Raw genomic sequence first — 17105 nt, 5'->3', positions numbered from 1 at the left:
CCTTTTTAGACAGCCTCTTTTCTTTTATAGGGTATCTTTTTATTGTTTTCCTAATAATGTTTGCCTCCAAAGGCCGTCAAGAACGTTAATTCCTAATGTTGTCTAGGGAAACATGAAAGTTTGTTTTAGGCAGATGGCTTTATGACTGTTCGTCGTTTTTATTTTCTCTGAAATAGCAAGCACGACAGCGTGGCTCGTAGCTTTCTTTTTCTCCTAGAAGGACGCGTGATTCGTTTTCAGCAAATCGATAAGAATAGGTCGCAGGCGATCCACATTGTACACATACGGCGTGTACTTTACTTACGTGCTCAGCCATGGCCATAAGGTTGGGGATGGGACCAAAAGGTCGTCCCTTAAAGTCCATGTCTAATCCAGCAACAATAACTCTGATACCACGATTGGCTAGGGTATTGCATACCTCCGGCAGTTCGTCGTCAAAGAACTGGGCCTCATCAATTCCCACGACTTTGGTATCCGAGCTTAACAATAAGATAGCGGATGAATGAGAAACCGGTGTCGAAGGGATTGCATTGCTATCATGCGATACTACTTCCTTATCTCCGTAGCGGACATCGATTTCCGGTTTGAAAATCTCTACCGGCAATTTAGCGAACTTTGCTCTTTTCAGCCTCCGGATCAATTCCTCCGTTTTCCCGGAAAACATAGAACCACAGATTACCTCTATGCTACCAACGCGTTCCTGTCTTTCATGGAAATTATGTTCTGAAAACAACATCATTTTTGAATGGATTTAATACTAAAAAGGCTTTTAAATAGTTTATAGTTGTAGACAAATTCTTAAGCCCCAATGGATGCGAATATCGAAATTTAATCTTATTTTTGGTTTAAGGATTATCAATTAATCGCTGAAACCTGTATGAATCAGTGGTTTTAATTTTAATACACTTACTTAGGAAAGACTTCCATTTTATAGAACAAAGATATAGAACAATATGGCCTATTCACAACAAGATATTTACAACAAAATTGGTGATCTACTCGTAGAAATTAACGAACAGTATGCAAGCTTGGACAAAGCAAAACTAACACAAGACTCGGTACAAGTACAGCTAATGGCGGCTCAAGCGAAGTTTTTGGCTGCTAATTTGGATGCACTTAATCAACTATCTGCTCCAGCGATTGTTGCAGCAGTACCTGAATTGCCGGGGACAGAGAATACTGTTGCAGAAGAGGAAAATACATTCACACCTGCGCCGACTTTTGACGAGCATGAGGCGGACAGTCAGCTGGTGATTGAAGAAATCCAAGAGGTAAAATCCGAAGATGTCATTGAGGAAACAGAAGTTGTTGCAGAAGCTCCCGAAGAAGTAGAAGAGGAGGAACAATCCCCAGAACAGAAAACTGAAGGTATTAAGTTTGAAGGTTTCGGCCATATCGATGATAGTGTGACAGATAATGAAACGGATCAAGAGGAAGCTGCGGTTGTTGAGAATATTGAAGACACTGTGGAGGAAGAAGAGCAAGAGGAGGAGGTAAAAGCTGTGGAAGAACGACCAGAAGAACCTGCCGCACCTGCCTATACACATACTGCCTCTTCAAACTATACTTCGGTAGAGCGCCCTACGAATAGCTTTAAAACACAAGCGCCAGTTGAAGAAAAGAAGGAAGAGGTTAGCAATGAGCCTGTAGTCAATGAAGTGGTGATCGAAGAGAAGCATGTTGAAATTAAGGAAGAGCCGAAAGAAGCGAGTCTGAACGATTTAGCGAAGCAAGCCGAACAAACTCCTAGTCGTCGCATGACGTTGAATGAGTTGATTCAGCAACAGAAGCAAGCTGGCCTAACGAATGTTAATCAGTTTCAAACATCAACAAGCAAGTCGTCCGATACCATTGTTGATCTAAAAACAGGTGTGAGCCTAAATGATAAGCTGTTGTTTATTAAAGATTTATTTAATGGCTATAGCCTAGCATATAGCGAAGCAATTGAGCTGTTAAACCGCTTTGATAATTTCGCTGAAGCCGACGCATTCCTGCAATCGAACTATGCGCTGAAGAATAATTGGGCTTCAAAACCACAGACGGTGGATAAGCTTTATGTAGTGTTGAGGAAGAAATATGTTAGTTAGATTTTAGACATTAGACATTAGAAATATAGGGCGCCTACTCGGCGCCTTTTTTGTTGTTTTGAACCAAGAAAGGAAGGGTGCAAGGATTGACAGGATGCTTTTTTCTGAACTAGGAAAGGAAGGATGTAAGGATTGACAGGATGCTTTTTTCTGAACCAGGAAAGGAAGGATGCGAGGATTGACAGGATCCTGCATATCTTTTTATCCTTCCTTTCCTGGTTCAAAACAAACAATAAAAAAGGCGCCGAGTAGGCGCCCTCTATTTCTAATGTCTAAAATCTAACATCTAATATCTAATATCAAATTTGATCCATTCTTCGCCTTCATGGCCAAACACAAAGTATTTCGATTGTACGATTTCTGCTAATACTTCGATATCCTGGATATAGGCAGCTTTATCTTTTGCGAATGCTGATTTTTGGATGATGTAGATTTGATTGTTTTTTACGGCTTTGCTTTCCGCGTATAATGTTTGAAGTTCCACGGGGAGCGTGCTGAGGTAATTGTTTGTTTCGTCGATAAAGATTAGGATTTCTACATCTTCTAATGGAACTGCGGATGCTATTGGCTGTGCTCCAGCAACCTTTAACAGCTCTTGCAGATAATCTTGCTGTATTGATTCATCATTGCTTATTACTTGAACGATCGGTCGACTTTCCAGAGGGATGAACTTTAGTTTATGGATGATGATATGTATTTCTTCGTCCAGTTCTTCGTATGCTGTAGGATTGTTTTTTTGTAAATCTTCCGAAATCTCGGTATAGTATGTTAATTCGTTCATCGGTACGCTATGTTAATTCACAAAGGTACTTAAGCTAAGGAAAAGAACCTAATTGCTGACGGAGAATTGGCTAATATTTTGTATTATTGGGCTTATAAACAATATTTAAGGAGATGTTCGATAAATTATTTCAAGCACAACAGAAGGCACAGGAGATTAAAGATAGATTGGATCATGTATCGGTATCCGGAGAAGCGGAGGGCGGTAAGATTCGAGTGATAGCATCGGCTAATAAGGAAATTAAGGAGATCAATATCGATCCTGAGTTCCTGAAAGACGCTGACAAGGAAGAGCTGGAGGAGCTGTTAATTGTTGCTCTAAATAAGGCTATAACGCAAGCAGAGAGTATCAGTCAGGCAGAGATGGCGGCTGCATCTCAAGATATGCTGAGCGGCTTAGGCGGATTAGGAAACCTATTTGGAAATAAATAAAAGAGAGATGATGAAACTTACCTATTACGGACAATCCTGCGTTGAATTTGATTTCAACGGCACTAAGGTCTTAGTAAATCCTTTTATTACTTATAACCCCTTGGCTTCGTCCATCAATGTTGCCGATATCAGGGCGGATTATATTTTCCTATCGCATGGTCATCAAGATCATGTTGCTGATATGGCGACCATACAAAAGCAAAGCGATGCGACCGTATGTGCTATCGTAGAAACGGCGGCTTGGGTGAGAAAACAGGGCGTAGCGGATGATAAAGTAATCGAGTATAATATTGGTGGTACACTGAAACTGCCTTTCGGAAAGGTGAAGATGGTATATGCTGTACATACGAACAGCACGCCAGATGGAGAATATGGTGGCTTTCCGGTTGGATATGTGTTTTTCGTTGATGGGAAGACTATTTATTTTGCCGGAGATACGGCATTAACAATGGAGATGAAGCTGTTAGAGCGTTTTAATATTGACTTAGCGCTGTTACCAATCGGTGGTCATTATACCATGGATGCGGAGGATGCGGTAATTGCTGCGGATTTTATAAAATGTAAGCATATTGTTGGTATTCATTACGATTCTTTTCCTCCGATTACAATCGATAAAGAAGCCACAAAATCGATATTTGATGCGGCCGGTTTAGAACTTCGATTACCGAAAATAGGAGAAACTATAACATTCTAAAATGATTTTATAAGTTAGTAGTTTCGTCAAATTATAAAAGAGAGGGTCTGTATCAAAATACAGACCCTCTCTTTTATCTTCAAAATACCTAGACGCCATAGGTCTAAATACTAAATACTCACTACTAAATACTAACCACTAGTTTGCAGTAGTCTTCGATCTATTGATATGGAATTGAACTAAATCATCAATAGGTGAACGAAGGATTTTACCTACTTGCATACCATATTGGTTCGCTTTTTCTTCCAATACATTTCTGAAGTTGTATCCCACAGAACCGATACAGTTGAACGTGTAAGATTGGTAATCCGGGTACTTGCTTACTAGGTTGTTAAAGAATGCTTCGAATGCATCGTCAACAATCTTGCGTGTATATTGGATATTTACGTTATTGTCGTAAACAAATTTACTGAAACTTGCGCAGAAACGGTTTGCTAACGGTTTTGTGTAAACATTATCCATGATTTCATCCGGCGTAAGTTTGTATGTTTCGTAGAAAACATCAGCTACATCTTTAGGCATTAATCCGCGGATGAAGTCTGTTAATAGTTTTTTACCGATATAGCTACCACTACCTTCATCACCTAAGATATAAGCAGCAGAATCAATGTTATGAGTGATATTTTTTCCGTCATAGATACATGTATTTGTACCTGTTCCGAGGATGGCTGCGAATCCTGCTTCGTTACCTAATAACGCGCGAGCAGCAGCTAATAAGTCATGACCAACTTCGACTTTTGCATTTGGGAACACCGCTTGGATAGCTTCCTCTACAATCTTCGCTTTCTCTTCGTTGTGAACCCCTGCGCCGTAATAATTTACCTCAGCGATTTTCTCAAAAGGAATATCATGAGGTAATCCTTTCTTAAGGGATGCAACAATGTAATCACTATCTACAAAGTATGGGTTATAACCTTCGGTGTTGAAATAGATTTTTTTATTTGAATCATCTAACAAACACCAGTTTGTCTTTGTAGATCCTCCATCTGCAATTATGATCATTATTTTTTAATTTAATTTAAAGTAACTTGTTTGTTTGTTTTACAATGGTATTTTGACTGCTTAAAATCCGAAATTAATGGATTTATCACTAAAAATAAGAATTTTTATTTGATATAATCAAGCAATTCCCCGTAAACGAAACTCAGTTTTGAAGAAAAAACCTCACAATATTTTGATTGTGAGGTTTTTATGCTTTGTAATAAATTTAAAATACTTAGTGTATTTTATACAATTAGTTGCTCTTAGTGTGCGCCTTCAGACTCCACATCGTCGATATTGATTCCTTGTTTTGTCAAGAATCCTCTCACTAAAAAGGCAAATAAAATAATGTATATAAATCCGATAACCGGTACAATATATGAGTTGTGAATACCGATGATATCGGAAAGCTTTCCTTGGATAGGAGGGATAATACCACCACCTAAAATCATCATTACTAAGAAGGCAGATCCCTGCTCGGTGTATTTTCCTAATCCGACAATCGATAAACTGAAAATAGATCCCCACATGATGGAACAAGCTAAGCCTCCTGCTAAGAATGAGTAGATTGCTACAGTTCCTGAAGTCATTAAGCCGACGATCATAGCAACTAGACCGAACGTGCCAAAGATTACTAGGGTGCGTACGGGTTTATCTTTAGAAATAAAGAAGGCAATGATTTGAACCGCTACACAGATGATGTAGTAATATAAAACCGACATATCGAAGCCTGCAAGGGTATTTACGCCGATAATGATCGAAAATGCAATGATAGGGACAATAATGGTTAATAATTGTTTTTTGGAACTCGTAAAGTTAAATGCTGCAATTGCTCCAGCCCATCTACCGATCATCATACCTCCCCAGTACATGGATACATAAGGGGTGATTTGAGAGGACTGTAGATTGCCGAATTCTTCCAATGTCAATAATTCCCCAAGGTTACTCCCGATTGCCACCTCGATTCCTACATATACAAATAGGGCTAGCATACCTAATACCAACTGCGGATATTTCATTGCTCCCCAACCAATTGGGTTTTTCTGTGCTCTTGTATAAGCGAACAAAAGTCCTCCAACGACAACGACTAAAGCGCCTAATAACCAGAACATACGGCTGATTTCAAGGCCGTGCGTAAGCTCTTTTGCTTTCGCAATTAAGCCGGCATCATTGCTTGCTTTTATTTGTTCCTGCAAAGCAGCGACTTCCAAAGCAGCATCTGATTTATAACTTGTAAACACCGGAACAAAAGCACATAATAATAGTACAGTGATAATGATTAAAGTCGTACGCGCTTTATTCGCAGACTCCATCTGTTCAAGGTTATAACCGGCAGGCACCTTCTTCGAGAAGTTGAATAAAGCTGCCGCAAGGATGAATAAGAGTCCTACGCCTATATATAAGTAAACGACTTTGTTGAGCGGTAGGCTCGCAATCTCTGAGTCTGAAACCGTTTCGAATGTGCCAAACAGGGCGTATCCGATAATTAATGGGCCAATTGTAGTACCTAGAGAGTTTACCGCTCCACCAAGGTTTACACGCGAGGCTCCTGTTTTAGGATCGCCGAGGATAACAGCAAACGGGTTTGCGGCAGTTTGTTGCAAGGAGAACCCTAGTGCCACAATAAATAGTCCGATAAGCATTCCTACATATAGGTTAACCTCGACCGCCACAATCATCGATGCAGCACCTAAAGCGGAAAAAAGTAAGCCATAGACGATACTTTTCTTGTATCCCCATTTACCTACCAGGTCTTTCCCTGATAGTGTTCCGAAGATGAAGAGAAGAAGAGCGCCGATGTAATACGCGGAATAGAAAGCAAAGTCAATTAACTGGGATTGAAATTGGTCTAGGTGAAAGTAGTTTTTACAAAACGGGATAAATACGCTATTTCCAGCTGCGATAAATCCCCAAAAAAAGAATACCACAATGAGGGTATAGAGTGCGGGGTAGTTTGTTTTAGTTTCTGTGTTTGTTGGGTGATTGCTCATATAGTTTAGATCTATTTTGCCATAATAATCTTACAAATAAAGAACTTTTTTTGATTTATTTAAAGTTGATATGCTTCGCTAAAACAATTTATTAGGCATATTTGTTAATCCGTGAGGAATAAGTGAAAAAAAATTACTATTTTTCTTTTGAATTTACATTACTTCTTTTTTTCTTTGTGCAGTTCTTAAAATTATCTTTCAGAAGGATATCGAAAAATCTAGATGGATTTGCCTGAGCCTTGAGGACATCACACAGATGTGGAACTGAAAGAAAAATATCAAAAAGTAAAATCCTTAAATAAATCATAAAATAAATTAATGGATATTAATGAATTGAATACGAAGCTCGTGTCTGAATTACGCGAGATTGCTAAGGTTTTAGGTATTGTAGATGCTGAAAAACTAAGAAAGCAAGAGCTAATCGATCGTATTACTGTTATAGCCGATGAGGCTCAACAAGATAGTGCTGCTCCCGCAGCAGATTCTGATTCAGCAGACCATGCTTCAGGAGATCGTCCTCGCAAGCGCGTTCGTACAGTGAAATCGGCAGAGCCAATCGCTGTTACAAGAAAGCCATCTTCCACAGAAGAAGCACCAAGAGTAGAACAGGCAGTTGCTACGGAAGTAGAAGTTGCTGAAGCTCCAAAACCAGCTGCTCCAGCAGAGCCTGCACCAGCTAAATCTTCTTCGTCTGATTTCGATAATGTTATTGTCAATGAAGGCGTGTTAGAGATCATGGCTGATGGATATGGTTTCTTGAGATCATCAGATTACAACTATTTAACATCTCCAGATGATATTTACGTATCACAGTCGCAGATCAAATTATTTGGTTTAAAGACTGGTGATAATGTTCGCGGATGTATCCGCCCTCCGAAAGAAGGAGAGAAATACTTCCCATTGGTTCGCGTAGAAGCGATCAATGGTCAAGATCCTGCGGAAGTAAGAGACCGCGTTCCTTTCGATTATTTAACGCCATTGTTCCCGGATGAGAAATTGAACCTAGACTTAGGTCCCGGAAATTACTCAACGCGTATCATGGATTTATTTACGCCTATCGGTAAAGGTCAGCGTGGACTTATCGTAGCGCAGCCTAAAACAGGTAAAACAAACTTGTTGAAAGAGGTTGCAAATGCTATCGCGAAGAATCACCCTGAGGTTTATTTGATCATCTTATTGATTGATGAGCGTCCTGAAGAGGTTACAGATATGGCGAGATCGGTGCGTGCGGAAGTTGTATCATCGACTTTCGATGAGCCTGCAGATCGTCACGTTAAGATTGCTAACATCGTGTTAGAGAAGGCAAAACGTATGGTTGAATGTGGCCATGATGTTGTTATTCTATTAGATTCTATCACACGTCTTGCGCGTGCTTATAATACGGTTGCTCCTGCATCAGGTAAGATCCTTTCAGGTGGTGTGGATGCGAATGCGTTGCATAAACCTAAGCGTTTCTTTGGTGCTGCTCGTAATATCGAGAATGGTGGTTCATTAACTATTCTTGCAACAGCATTAACAGAGACTGGTTCTAAAATGGACGAGGTTATCTTTGAAGAATTTAAAGGTACAGGTAACATGGAATTGCAGTTGGATCGCAAGCTTTCAAACAAGCGTATCTTCCCGGCAATCGACCTTACGGCTTCAAGTACTCGTCGCGACGATCTATTAGTAGACCGCGAAGAGTTACAACGTCTATGGGTGTTAAGAAACCATTTAGCCGACATGAATTCTCAAGAAGCAATGGAATTCTTATTGACTCAAATGCGTGGAACGAAGTCTAATCAAGAATTTTTAATTAGCATGAATGGCTAAAAAGCCATTTTAAATTGATACTTTTAAGCCATCTTTTATTCAAAGATGGCTTTTTTTATTTATGAAGAAATATATTCCAAATAGTATTACCTCCCTTAATTTGTTCAGTGGTTGTATTGGCGTTGTGATGGCGCTGCAAGGCAATTACCTTTTTGCATTTTACTGTGTGTTAGCTTCCGGGATATTTGATTTCTTTGACGGGATGTCTGCACGAGCATTGCATGTAAAGTCGTTGATTGGAAAAGAGCTAGACTCTTTAGCTGATGTGATTAGCTTTGGATTTCTGCCAGGGACCATCATGTTTATGATGCTGAAAGAAAGTACAGACTCACAATATCTTCCTTATTTAGGATACGTTATGACGATTTTCTCCGCCTTGCGCTTAGCGAAATTCAATATTGACACAAGACAGACTACAGACTTTATTGGTGTGAATACGCCAATGAATACCTTTTTTATAATCTCCTTACCTTTTATTGCACAAGACTATCCGGTGTTACACAATGTTGTTCTGCTTCTAGGTATTGTAGCCGTGTGTAGTTTCTTACTGGTTTCGGAGATCAAGCTTTTCTCCATGAAGCTGAGTTCCTTAGCATGGAGCGCCAATAAGTTTAAATATCTTTTCTTGTTGCTTAGCCTTGTGCTAATTGTAATATTTAAATTCTTGGCACTCCCAATGGTATTGATCCTATATATACTATTCTCTTATTTACATTTCGCTTCCGAGCGGAATTATGCTTCAGCTAAAGAGGTAGAATAAGTTTCAAGTTCAAGCATCGCTGTATTAAAATCTCTTTTCAGAATGGCAAAAGCTTCCTCAATTTCTTCAATTGATGCTTTGTTTCTTGCTTTTTGTTCTAGATCCTGAAACTGTATTCTCAAGTTCGAGGCACCTATATATTCCATGGTAGGTTTGATATGATGTGCTTTCGATGCTATTTCCAGGTAATTTTTTTCACTGACTGCATTCTCCAAGGTCTCGAAATCCACCTTTCCTTGGGTTAGAAATAGAGCGACCAACTGCTTGACCATCTCCATATTATTCATCATACTACTTTTTAGTACGTCGGGGCTAATAATTTTAAAATCACTCATGTTTGGCAATATTTACATTCAGCGGATCTTTGGAATCCATTAATAGTTGTTGATTTGTTTTCTTGAAAATAGGGTGTTCGAAATTGGGGGCAATTTCAGTAAGGGGAATTAGTGTAAAATTACGTTCCTGTATATAGGGATGAGGAACCTGTAAATCAGGCTCGTGTATAATGTCAGTATTATAGTATAGAATATCGATATCTATCGTTCTAGAGCCCCAGCGCTGTGTTCTTATTCTTCCCAATACCAATTCAATCTGCTGGATTGTTTGCAATACTTTTGAGGCAGAATGTGGGGTGATAATTTCCAACACTTGATTTAGGAATATCGGTTGATCTTCAACTCCCCAAGCTTCGGATTCATAGATAGAAGATTCCTTTATAATCTTCCCGACGCGCTCTGCAATTTCAATCTTCGCATCATTCAACTGTTGTCTTGGATTCCCAATGTTTGCTCCAGTTAATAGGTAAACTATATTCATCCGATTAATATAAGAATAGTTTAAGATAATTCGAATAATACCTTATTTTTACTAGAATTAAAATCACATACAATTCTATGAAGTCTTTCTTTAAGTACGTATTAGCGACCATTACGGGTATTATTATCAGTAGTATTCTCATGTTTTTTATACTGATTGGTATTGTTACATATATGGTGAGTTCGGTGTCTCCGACATCGGAAACCGTTACACCGAGCAATGCGGTATTGCTTGTTACATTAGATCACACGATAACTGAAAAAACAGAACCCAATCCTTTTGAAGGGCTGGACATGCCAGGGTATAGCAGTATGCGCAGTATAGGGTTAAATGATGTCCTTTCTCGAATTCAGGCAGCAAAGGAGGACTCCAATATCAAAGGCATTTATCTGAATGTAAAAGGTGTGAATACCGGCTTTGCAACCATGAAGGCAATTCGCGATGCTATTCGGGACTTTAAAGCGTCAGGGAAGTTTGTCGTTGCATACAGCGAAAGCTTTACTCAAAAAGCCTATTATCTCAGCTCTGTTGCTGATCAGGTATACTTACATCCAGAAGGCGGATTAGACTTTAGAGGGCTGGCAAGCTCAGTTATGTTTTTCAAAGACGCCTTAGATAAGATAGGTGTGGATATGCAGGTTCTTAAAGTAGGGACTTATAAAAGTGCCGTTGAGCCTTATATCATGAATAGTATGAGTGAGGCTAATCGTGAGCAGGTAAATTCTTATTTAGGAAGTATCTATAATACATTTGTAAATGATATCGCAACTGGCAGAAAGCTGAATGCGGACAGCGTTAGAGGAATTGCAGACAATTATGCAATTAAATATCCGGAGGATGCCGTGAACATGAAGTTTATAGACAGCCTTTTATATAAAGATGAGATATTAGCAAAAATTAGAGAAAAGCTAGGCATCGACAGCAAGAAAGATATACCTACGATCTCTTTATTGGACTATAAAAATACGCCTTCTACGGGTAAAGGAACTGCGGATCGTGTTGCTGTTCTTTACGCCTATGGTGCTATTGTAGACGGTGAGGGTTCTACCGGAATGATTGGTGGTGATAAATTATCGAGAGATTTACGCGAATTGCGTAATGATGATAAGGTTAAGGCGGTTGTTTTGCGTGTGAATTCTCCGGGAGGTTCTGCATTAGCATCGGATGTTATCTGGAGAGAAGTTGAATTGACTAAAAAAGTTAAACCGGTGATTGTCTCTATGGGAGATTATGCGGCTTCAGGAGGCTATTATATCTCTGCGGCTGCAGACTCAATCTTCGCAGATCCAACAACATTAACAGGTTCCATTGGGGTGTTTGGTGTTATTCCGAGCTTCCAGAAGCTATTCAATGAGAAGCTAGGTGTTCATTTCGATGCGGTGAAAACGGGTAAGTTTGCGGACATGGATGTTGATATGGACAGACCATTGTCCGAGGAAGAAAAAAGCATTATTCAAGGAAGTGTAAATCGCGTTTACCAAGTCTTTATGAAGCGTGTCGCGGACGGTAGAAAGATGACTGTGGCGAATGTCGATAGCATCGGGCAGGGAAGAGTATGGACAGGCGCGCAAGCTGTTGAATTGAACCTCGTAGACCGCTTGGCGACCTTAGATGAGGCTGTGAAAGCTGCTGCTGCAAAAGCTAAATTAACGGATTACCGTGTTACAGAATACCCACGCGCGAAGGATCCATTGTCTGAAATATGGTCGGTTTCTAAAGAGAAAGTGAAAGGAATGCTTATCGATGAAGAGCTAGGCGAGTATGCCAAGTACTTAAAAGAGCTTAAGCGTGTTACTACGCAATCTGGGATACAAGCACGTATACCTTATATGATTGAAATATATTAATAGAAAATAATTGCTTTTATTAAAAATCAAGAAAATGAAAACTCATAAAAGCATGTAAAATAAGTAAAAAGGCGCTGATGAAGATTTCTCAATCAGCGCCTTTTTTATATCTTTAATCCCAAAATCAACCGGAAAGAAAAATACAATATGAAAACTATCGACGATTTAAATTTTAACGGAAAAAAAGCACTAATCAGAGTTGATTTCAACGTGCCACTTGACGAGAACTTCAATATTACTGATGATAACCGTATTCAAGGAGCTGCACCGACAATCAAAAAGATTCTTAAGGACGGAGGTTCTGTTATTTTAATGTCTCACTTAGGAAGACCAAAAGAGGGACCTACGGACAAATATTCCCTTAAACATATCGTAAAGCATCTTTCTGATGTGTTAGGCGTAGATGTGCAGTTTGCTGATGACTGCATCGGTCAAGAAGCAATTGATAAAGCGGCAGCGTTAGAAGCAGGACAAGTATTATTATTAGAAAACCTACGTTTCTACAAAGAAGAGGAAAAAGGTGACCGCGACTTCGCTGAAAAGCTATCTAAGTTAGGCGATGTCTATGTAAATGATGCCTTCGGAACTGCGCATAGAGCACATGCTTCTACGGCAGTAATCGCTGAATTCTTCCCGAACAATAAATATTTCGGATATCTAATGGCTCGTGAAATCGAGAATGCAGAGAAGGTGATGAACAAGCCTGAGCGTCCATTCACGGCGATCATGGGCGGTGCCAAAGTATCTGATAAATTAGAACTTATTGAAGCGCTATTAGATAAAGTAGACAATTTAATCATCGGCGGCGGTATGGCTTATACCTTCGTTAAAGCACGTGGAGGTGAAATAGGCAAGTCATTAGTCGAGTTAGACAAGCTAGATTTAGCCAATGAATTGGTTAAAAAAGCAGATGAAAAGGGTGTTAACCTTGTTTTACCAACCGATGCGCAGATCGCAGATCGTTTCGCTAATGATGCTAATGTATATGATGGTCCCAACGATGAAATCCCTGCAGATATGCAAGGTTTAGATATCGGTAAAGAGTCTTCAGAGCACTTCCACGATGTTATTATGGCATCCAATACTTTATTATGGAATGGTCCAATGGGTGTGTTTGAAATGGATACATTCGCAAAAGGAACAAAAGCCGTTGCAGACGCTGTAGTAGCCGCAACAGAACGCGGAGCATTCTCCCTAATCGGTGGTGGTGACTCAGCAGCTGCAGTGTCCAAATTCGGAATGACCGAGCATGTAAGCTACGTGAGTACCGGTGGTGGAGCTCTTCTAGAATACATGGAAGGCAAGACTTTACCAGGGGTTAAGGCAATTTTAGATTAGTAGTTATTAATAGTAGTTAGTATTTAGTAGTTAGTATTTAGACCTTTGGCTGAATAGCAAGAGGTTATACATAAAAAGAGAGAGCTATCATAATGGCTCTCTCTTTTTATGTATAGTCATGAGTATTTTTGAGTTTGAACCAGTAAGGGATGGGAAATTTGTCTTTGAACCAAGAAAGGAAGGATATAAGGAGAAACAGGATCCTGCTCATCTATTCATCCTTCCTTTCCTGATTCAAGACAAAATCGGTAAGTATGCTTGATCCTGCTCATCTATTCATCCTTCCTTTCCTGGTTCAAGACAAAATTGTCAAGTATGCTTGATCCTATCCATCCTTTCATCCTTCCTTTCCTAGTTCAAGACAAAATCGGTAAGTATGTTTGATCCTGCTCATCTATTCATCCTTCCTTTCCTGGTTCAAGACAAAATCGGTAAGTATGCTTGATCCTATCCATCCTTTTATCTTTCCTTTCCTGGTTCAAAGACAATACTCTAAAATCTCACATCTAAAATCTCACATCTACTCCCGCCATAGGTCTTAATACTAACTACTAAATACTAACTACTAATAAGAATATGAAAAACTAAAGCTCGGCACTATTTTATTCGTTGCGCTGACATCATTGATATAGCTTAATTTGCTGCCGATACCGAAATCAGGGAGTTTATATCGAAAGATATTGAGGTCAACAGAGAGGCCTATTCCGTAGGTTTTAGGGGCTATATCGCTGTTATGTAAGTTTTGGTAATCAGCGAAGAAATAGCCGTGGAATCGCTTGATATAAGCTAGCGATCCGATTGTCCAATCAGGGTAGGCGATAGGGAATCTATAGTTCAACATTAAGTTATTGGAGACCTTTCCCGACTTGAAATGCCCGAATGCACTGATCATTGGAATCTCGTAAAAATTATCAAATCTACCGGTATTATCTTGGTAGTTGAAGCGTGCTTGGAAGGCGTGGTTGGCGAAAAATCCGGGAAAAAAGAAGTTGGATTTTATGGCAAACAGGTTTCCGTCGAGCTCATTTTCGAAGGGTAAATGTCGGTAGATAATGCTGATATTTTGCCCCCAGCGCGGCACCAAATCCATGCTGCTACGACGAACATTCCTGTTGAAATAGGCAATGTAATTCATCGGAAGGATGATTTCTTCATTGAAATTCTTCAGATTATTAATGCTCAAATCGTAGTTTTTCTGGTAGGAAGTCCCCACGTTTAGACCAAAACTATAGATGTTATTTCCACGATATAGGGAAAAAGGGAGCTGCATTTCGAAGGAATAATAATGATCTCGGTAGTCGAATTGTATGGTTTCGGCATTAGGATTTGAAGATTTTGCGTAGCCAATTCGTCCTCTATTTTGGTATTTCGCAATGAATTTTGGATAGTATTTTTGATAAACAAGCTCGGCAGAATAGATGCTTTTTTCGATATCCATATCGTATTCGTAGCCTAATTTTAGCTGACTTGTATTCATTAAATCGTTCGCCAGCCAGAAGATTCCGGGCTTATAATTGTCGAAATCTTCGAAGTTATTGGCACTAATACTAAGGCTATGGAAGTTGAAAAAGTCACTTAGGGTATTGTATTTTTTGACTTCAAAGTCGCCATTTTCTACCTTTAGCTTGTTCGAAAATGTGTCAGAAATCTGCTGATCTGTGATCGCCGGCGCCTCGAAAACCGGCTGGATTTCCTCTTGATTTTCGTTTCTTAATTCCAATTTTGCTAGTCTGTATCCATCATTTTGGTACTCATTATAGAGTAGATTTCCGTCGGTAGAGAGGGAAGGATAGAACGCTCCGAAGGCAGAATTGCTTATTCTATAAGTTTTATTTTCGGCTTTAGAGTAACGGTAAATATTGTCGATTTGTTCAAAATGTGCTTTGAAAATTAGGTCTTCTCCTGCATATATTGGACGTTCAAATTGTTGATTTGACCATGGAAAAACAAGTGAAGTAGCCTTTGTTTGAAGGTCAATTTCCATCAGATTCGTGCCTTTTTCACTCACTGCGATCGCTACAATCTTATCTTTTTTGTCGTTCAAAGCAGGCTGTTGAACCAGGGTTCCCGACGGAAAATCGATAATTTTTGACTGCTCCTTGGAAATAATGTCGATATAAATGAGGCTAGCGGCATTATCTTGATCCACTTGGACTGCGTATATACCACCTTTCTCTGCATCGATTATAGGGCTGTAAAGGCGCGAATTACGAGATAGGCTCTCCGAACGGCCAGTTTTTACATTGTATAATCGAATAATATTATAGGTTTGTTTGCCAAATCTGCCATCCTTTCGAATCTCATCCCAAACGATAAAATCGCCCGATTGATGGAAATATGGGGTCAGTTGATAGCCGATTTTCAACAATGTTTTCTCTTTTCCGCCACTCCATTCTCGGAATTGAGTCACCTCTTGAGGGGATTGAAATAGGTAGAAAATGGCATCCGATCCATCCGACTGTGGAAGGAAAAGATGCGAAAAATAGCGTTGATCATTGGGTCTAATTTCCGCTTGACTTGGCAGTTTTCCGCTGTCTTCCCAAGTCGACCGGAGGTCCGAAATGGTAGCCTTATAGAGGTCATGGCTATTCATATTTGTAGCCTTCCGAAGTGCTCGATTGAAGTTGTATGGTCGGAGCAAATGTCTTCTCATATCTTCCATAATTTGACCCTTCACCGGGTAGCCAAAATGGTTGGTTAGGTAGGTGTTCATGAGGTAGCCGGTGAGGTAATAAGAGGGGGTGATATCCCGAAAAGAGCCGAGTATGTTTTTGTCAAAAGTATATGTTTTGCCGGTCATTTCATTGGTCCGAAGTGGCATCAAAAAGGAAGGAAGTCGCCCTCGACCGCCTCTTGAAAATTGCGTTTCGATGGAGACGGCATCGCCTTCAAAGTACCAAGCCGGAAGGTGAATTCCATAGAATGCAAGAGCCAATTGCTCCAAAAATGGTCCGCTCATTTTACCTGTCAACTTGTCAAATTGGGCTACATGTCGAAGTTCATGTTGTATCAAATTGGGTAGCCATTCTTGGTTGTCCGATGCTGGTCCTGGGGTAGAAAATGCCTCTACTTTCCGAGGTGCCAGCTGTGCAAATCCGTTCTGCTCAATATGATTTTCGTGAAGAATAATTGAAATCTTCTTAGGATTCCTCCCTAAATCTTTGCTCGCTAATACAAGCATGCTATCAATGCTATGGGCTAGGAGAGAGGCGGAATTTCTGAATTCCTGAGGGAAGATCAGTTGAAAATTTGGATGGTTTATCTGCTCCCATTTCACGGAAGAATGGGGTTGTTCGTTGTCGATTAGCTGTCCAAAAACGGAGCCTGTATATATGGTTAATATTAATGCGGTTAAATATCTGATAATTAATTTCATATTACTGGTATATTCGGCTAAAAGTAGTAAATGCTAAAAATATTAGTATAATAACGATGTCTTAATTTAATGTATTGTTTCGTTTGATAATGTTAATATACTGATCAGTAGTTTTGTAAATGTATTTAATAACACATCAAATACTATAGAAAATAGACTCAAATTCTGCTTGAAGCGACTATTGGGTTGTT

General features: G+C 39.6%; 14 protein-coding genes. 7 read left to right on the top strand and 7 right to left on the bottom strand.

Annotated elements, in window-relative coordinates:
- Positions 1-139 precede the first annotated feature (139 nt).
- A complete protein-coding gene (locus B2400_RS07065) occupies positions 140-736 on the bottom strand; it encodes a thymidine kinase (protein WP_223110934.1) in 597 nt (198 codons plus the stop codon).
- Between the two features lie 217 nt (positions 737-953).
- On the opposite strand from B2400_RS07065, the gene B2400_RS07060 reads away from it, so the two are divergent.
- Positions 954-2087: a hypothetical protein gene (locus B2400_RS07060; protein ID WP_293932110.1), complete on the top strand. Its 1134-nt coding sequence runs from the start codon at positions 954-956 to the stop codon at positions 2085-2087.
- Between the two features lie 286 nt (positions 2088-2373).
- Here B2400_RS07060 and B2400_RS07055 read toward each other — a convergent pair whose 3' ends face one another.
- Positions 2374-2868, bottom strand: coding sequence for a hypothetical protein (locus B2400_RS07055; protein WP_149526820.1), 495 nt, complete (start codon positions 2866-2868; stop codon positions 2374-2376).
- A gap of 113 nt (positions 2869-2981) precedes the next feature.
- Here B2400_RS07055 and B2400_RS07050 point away from each other — a divergent pair, with 113 nt between their 5' ends.
- Positions 2982-3299 (top strand): YbaB/EbfC family nucleoid-associated protein, encoded by a 318-nt coding sequence (locus tag B2400_RS07050; protein WP_149526819.1) that lies wholly within the window; start codon positions 2982-2984, stop codon positions 3297-3299.
- Between the two features lie 7 nt (positions 3300-3306).
- Positions 3307-3993, top strand: coding sequence for a metal-dependent hydrolase (locus B2400_RS07045; RefSeq protein ID WP_349681678.1), 687 nt, complete (start codon positions 3307-3309; stop codon positions 3991-3993).
- 138 nt (positions 3994-4131) lie between these two features.
- Here B2400_RS07045 and B2400_RS07040 read toward each other — a convergent pair whose 3' ends face one another.
- Together B2400_RS07040 and B2400_RS07035 are read right to left on the bottom strand one after the other, a co-directional pair.
- On the bottom strand, positions 4132-4995 hold the full coding sequence (locus tag B2400_RS07040) for an N-acetylglucosamine kinase (protein ID WP_293932107.1): 864 nt from the start codon (positions 4993-4995) through the stop codon (positions 4132-4134).
- A gap of 242 nt (positions 4996-5237) precedes the next feature.
- The gene (locus tag B2400_RS07035) at positions 5238-6965 is read right to left on the bottom strand and encodes an MFS transporter (protein WP_293932105.1); all 1728 of its coding nucleotides are present in this window, start codon (positions 6963-6965) and stop codon (positions 5238-5240) included.
- A 318-nt stretch (positions 6966-7283) separates the two neighbouring features.
- Here B2400_RS07035 and rho point away from each other — a divergent pair, with 318 nt between their 5' ends.
- Positions 7284-8777 carry a transcription termination factor Rho gene (gene rho, locus B2400_RS07030; RefSeq protein ID WP_293932103.1) on the top strand — a complete coding sequence of 498 codons (1494 nt, stop codon included), beginning with the start codon at positions 7284-7286 and terminating at the stop codon, positions 8775-8777.
- 61 nt (positions 8778-8838) lie between these two features.
- Positions 8839-9537, top strand: coding sequence for a CDP-alcohol phosphatidyltransferase family protein (locus B2400_RS07025; protein WP_293932101.1), 699 nt, complete (start codon positions 8839-8841; stop codon positions 9535-9537).
- Here the strand turns inward: B2400_RS07025 and B2400_RS07020 are convergent.
- Entirely contained in the window at positions 9510-9872 is a 363-nt protein-coding gene (locus B2400_RS07020; RefSeq protein WP_293932099.1) for an Hpt domain-containing protein, read from the bottom strand. The two genes, B2400_RS07025 and B2400_RS07020, sit on opposite strands and share 28 nt — an antisense overlap.
- A complete protein-coding gene (gene folK, locus B2400_RS07015) occupies positions 9865-10353 on the bottom strand; it encodes a 2-amino-4-hydroxy-6-hydroxymethyldihydropteridine diphosphokinase (RefSeq protein WP_293932097.1) in 489 nt (162 codons plus the stop codon). Before folK ends, B2400_RS07020 begins: the two co-directional genes overlap by 8 nt.
- 77 nt (positions 10354-10430) lie before the next feature.
- On the opposite strand from folK, the gene sppA reads away from it, so the two are divergent.
- The gene (gene sppA / locus B2400_RS07010) at positions 10431-12200 is read left to right on the top strand and encodes a signal peptide peptidase SppA (protein WP_293932095.1); all 1770 of its coding nucleotides are present in this window, start codon (positions 10431-10433) and stop codon (positions 12198-12200) included.
- 147 nt (positions 12201-12347) lie between these two features.
- On the top strand, positions 12348-13538 hold the full coding sequence (locus tag B2400_RS07005) for a phosphoglycerate kinase (RefSeq protein WP_293932093.1): 1191 nt from the start codon (positions 12348-12350) through the stop codon (positions 13536-13538).
- 565 nt (positions 13539-14103) lie between these two features.
- Here the strand turns inward: B2400_RS07005 and B2400_RS07000 are convergent.
- The gene (locus B2400_RS07000) at positions 14104-16914 is read right to left on the bottom strand and encodes a hypothetical protein (RefSeq protein WP_293932091.1); all 2811 of its coding nucleotides are present in this window, start codon (positions 16912-16914) and stop codon (positions 14104-14106) included.
- Between the last annotated feature and the right edge of the window lie 191 nt (positions 16915-17105).

This window comes from Sphingobacterium sp. UBA6645 (genome assembly GCF_002455685.1).
Lineage (GTDB): Bacteria > Bacteroidota > Bacteroidia > Sphingobacteriales > Sphingobacteriaceae > Sphingobacterium > Sphingobacterium hotanense.
The sequence above is the reverse complement of the archived record's forward strand: the minus strand, read 5'-3'. Positions and strand labels throughout refer to the sequence as shown.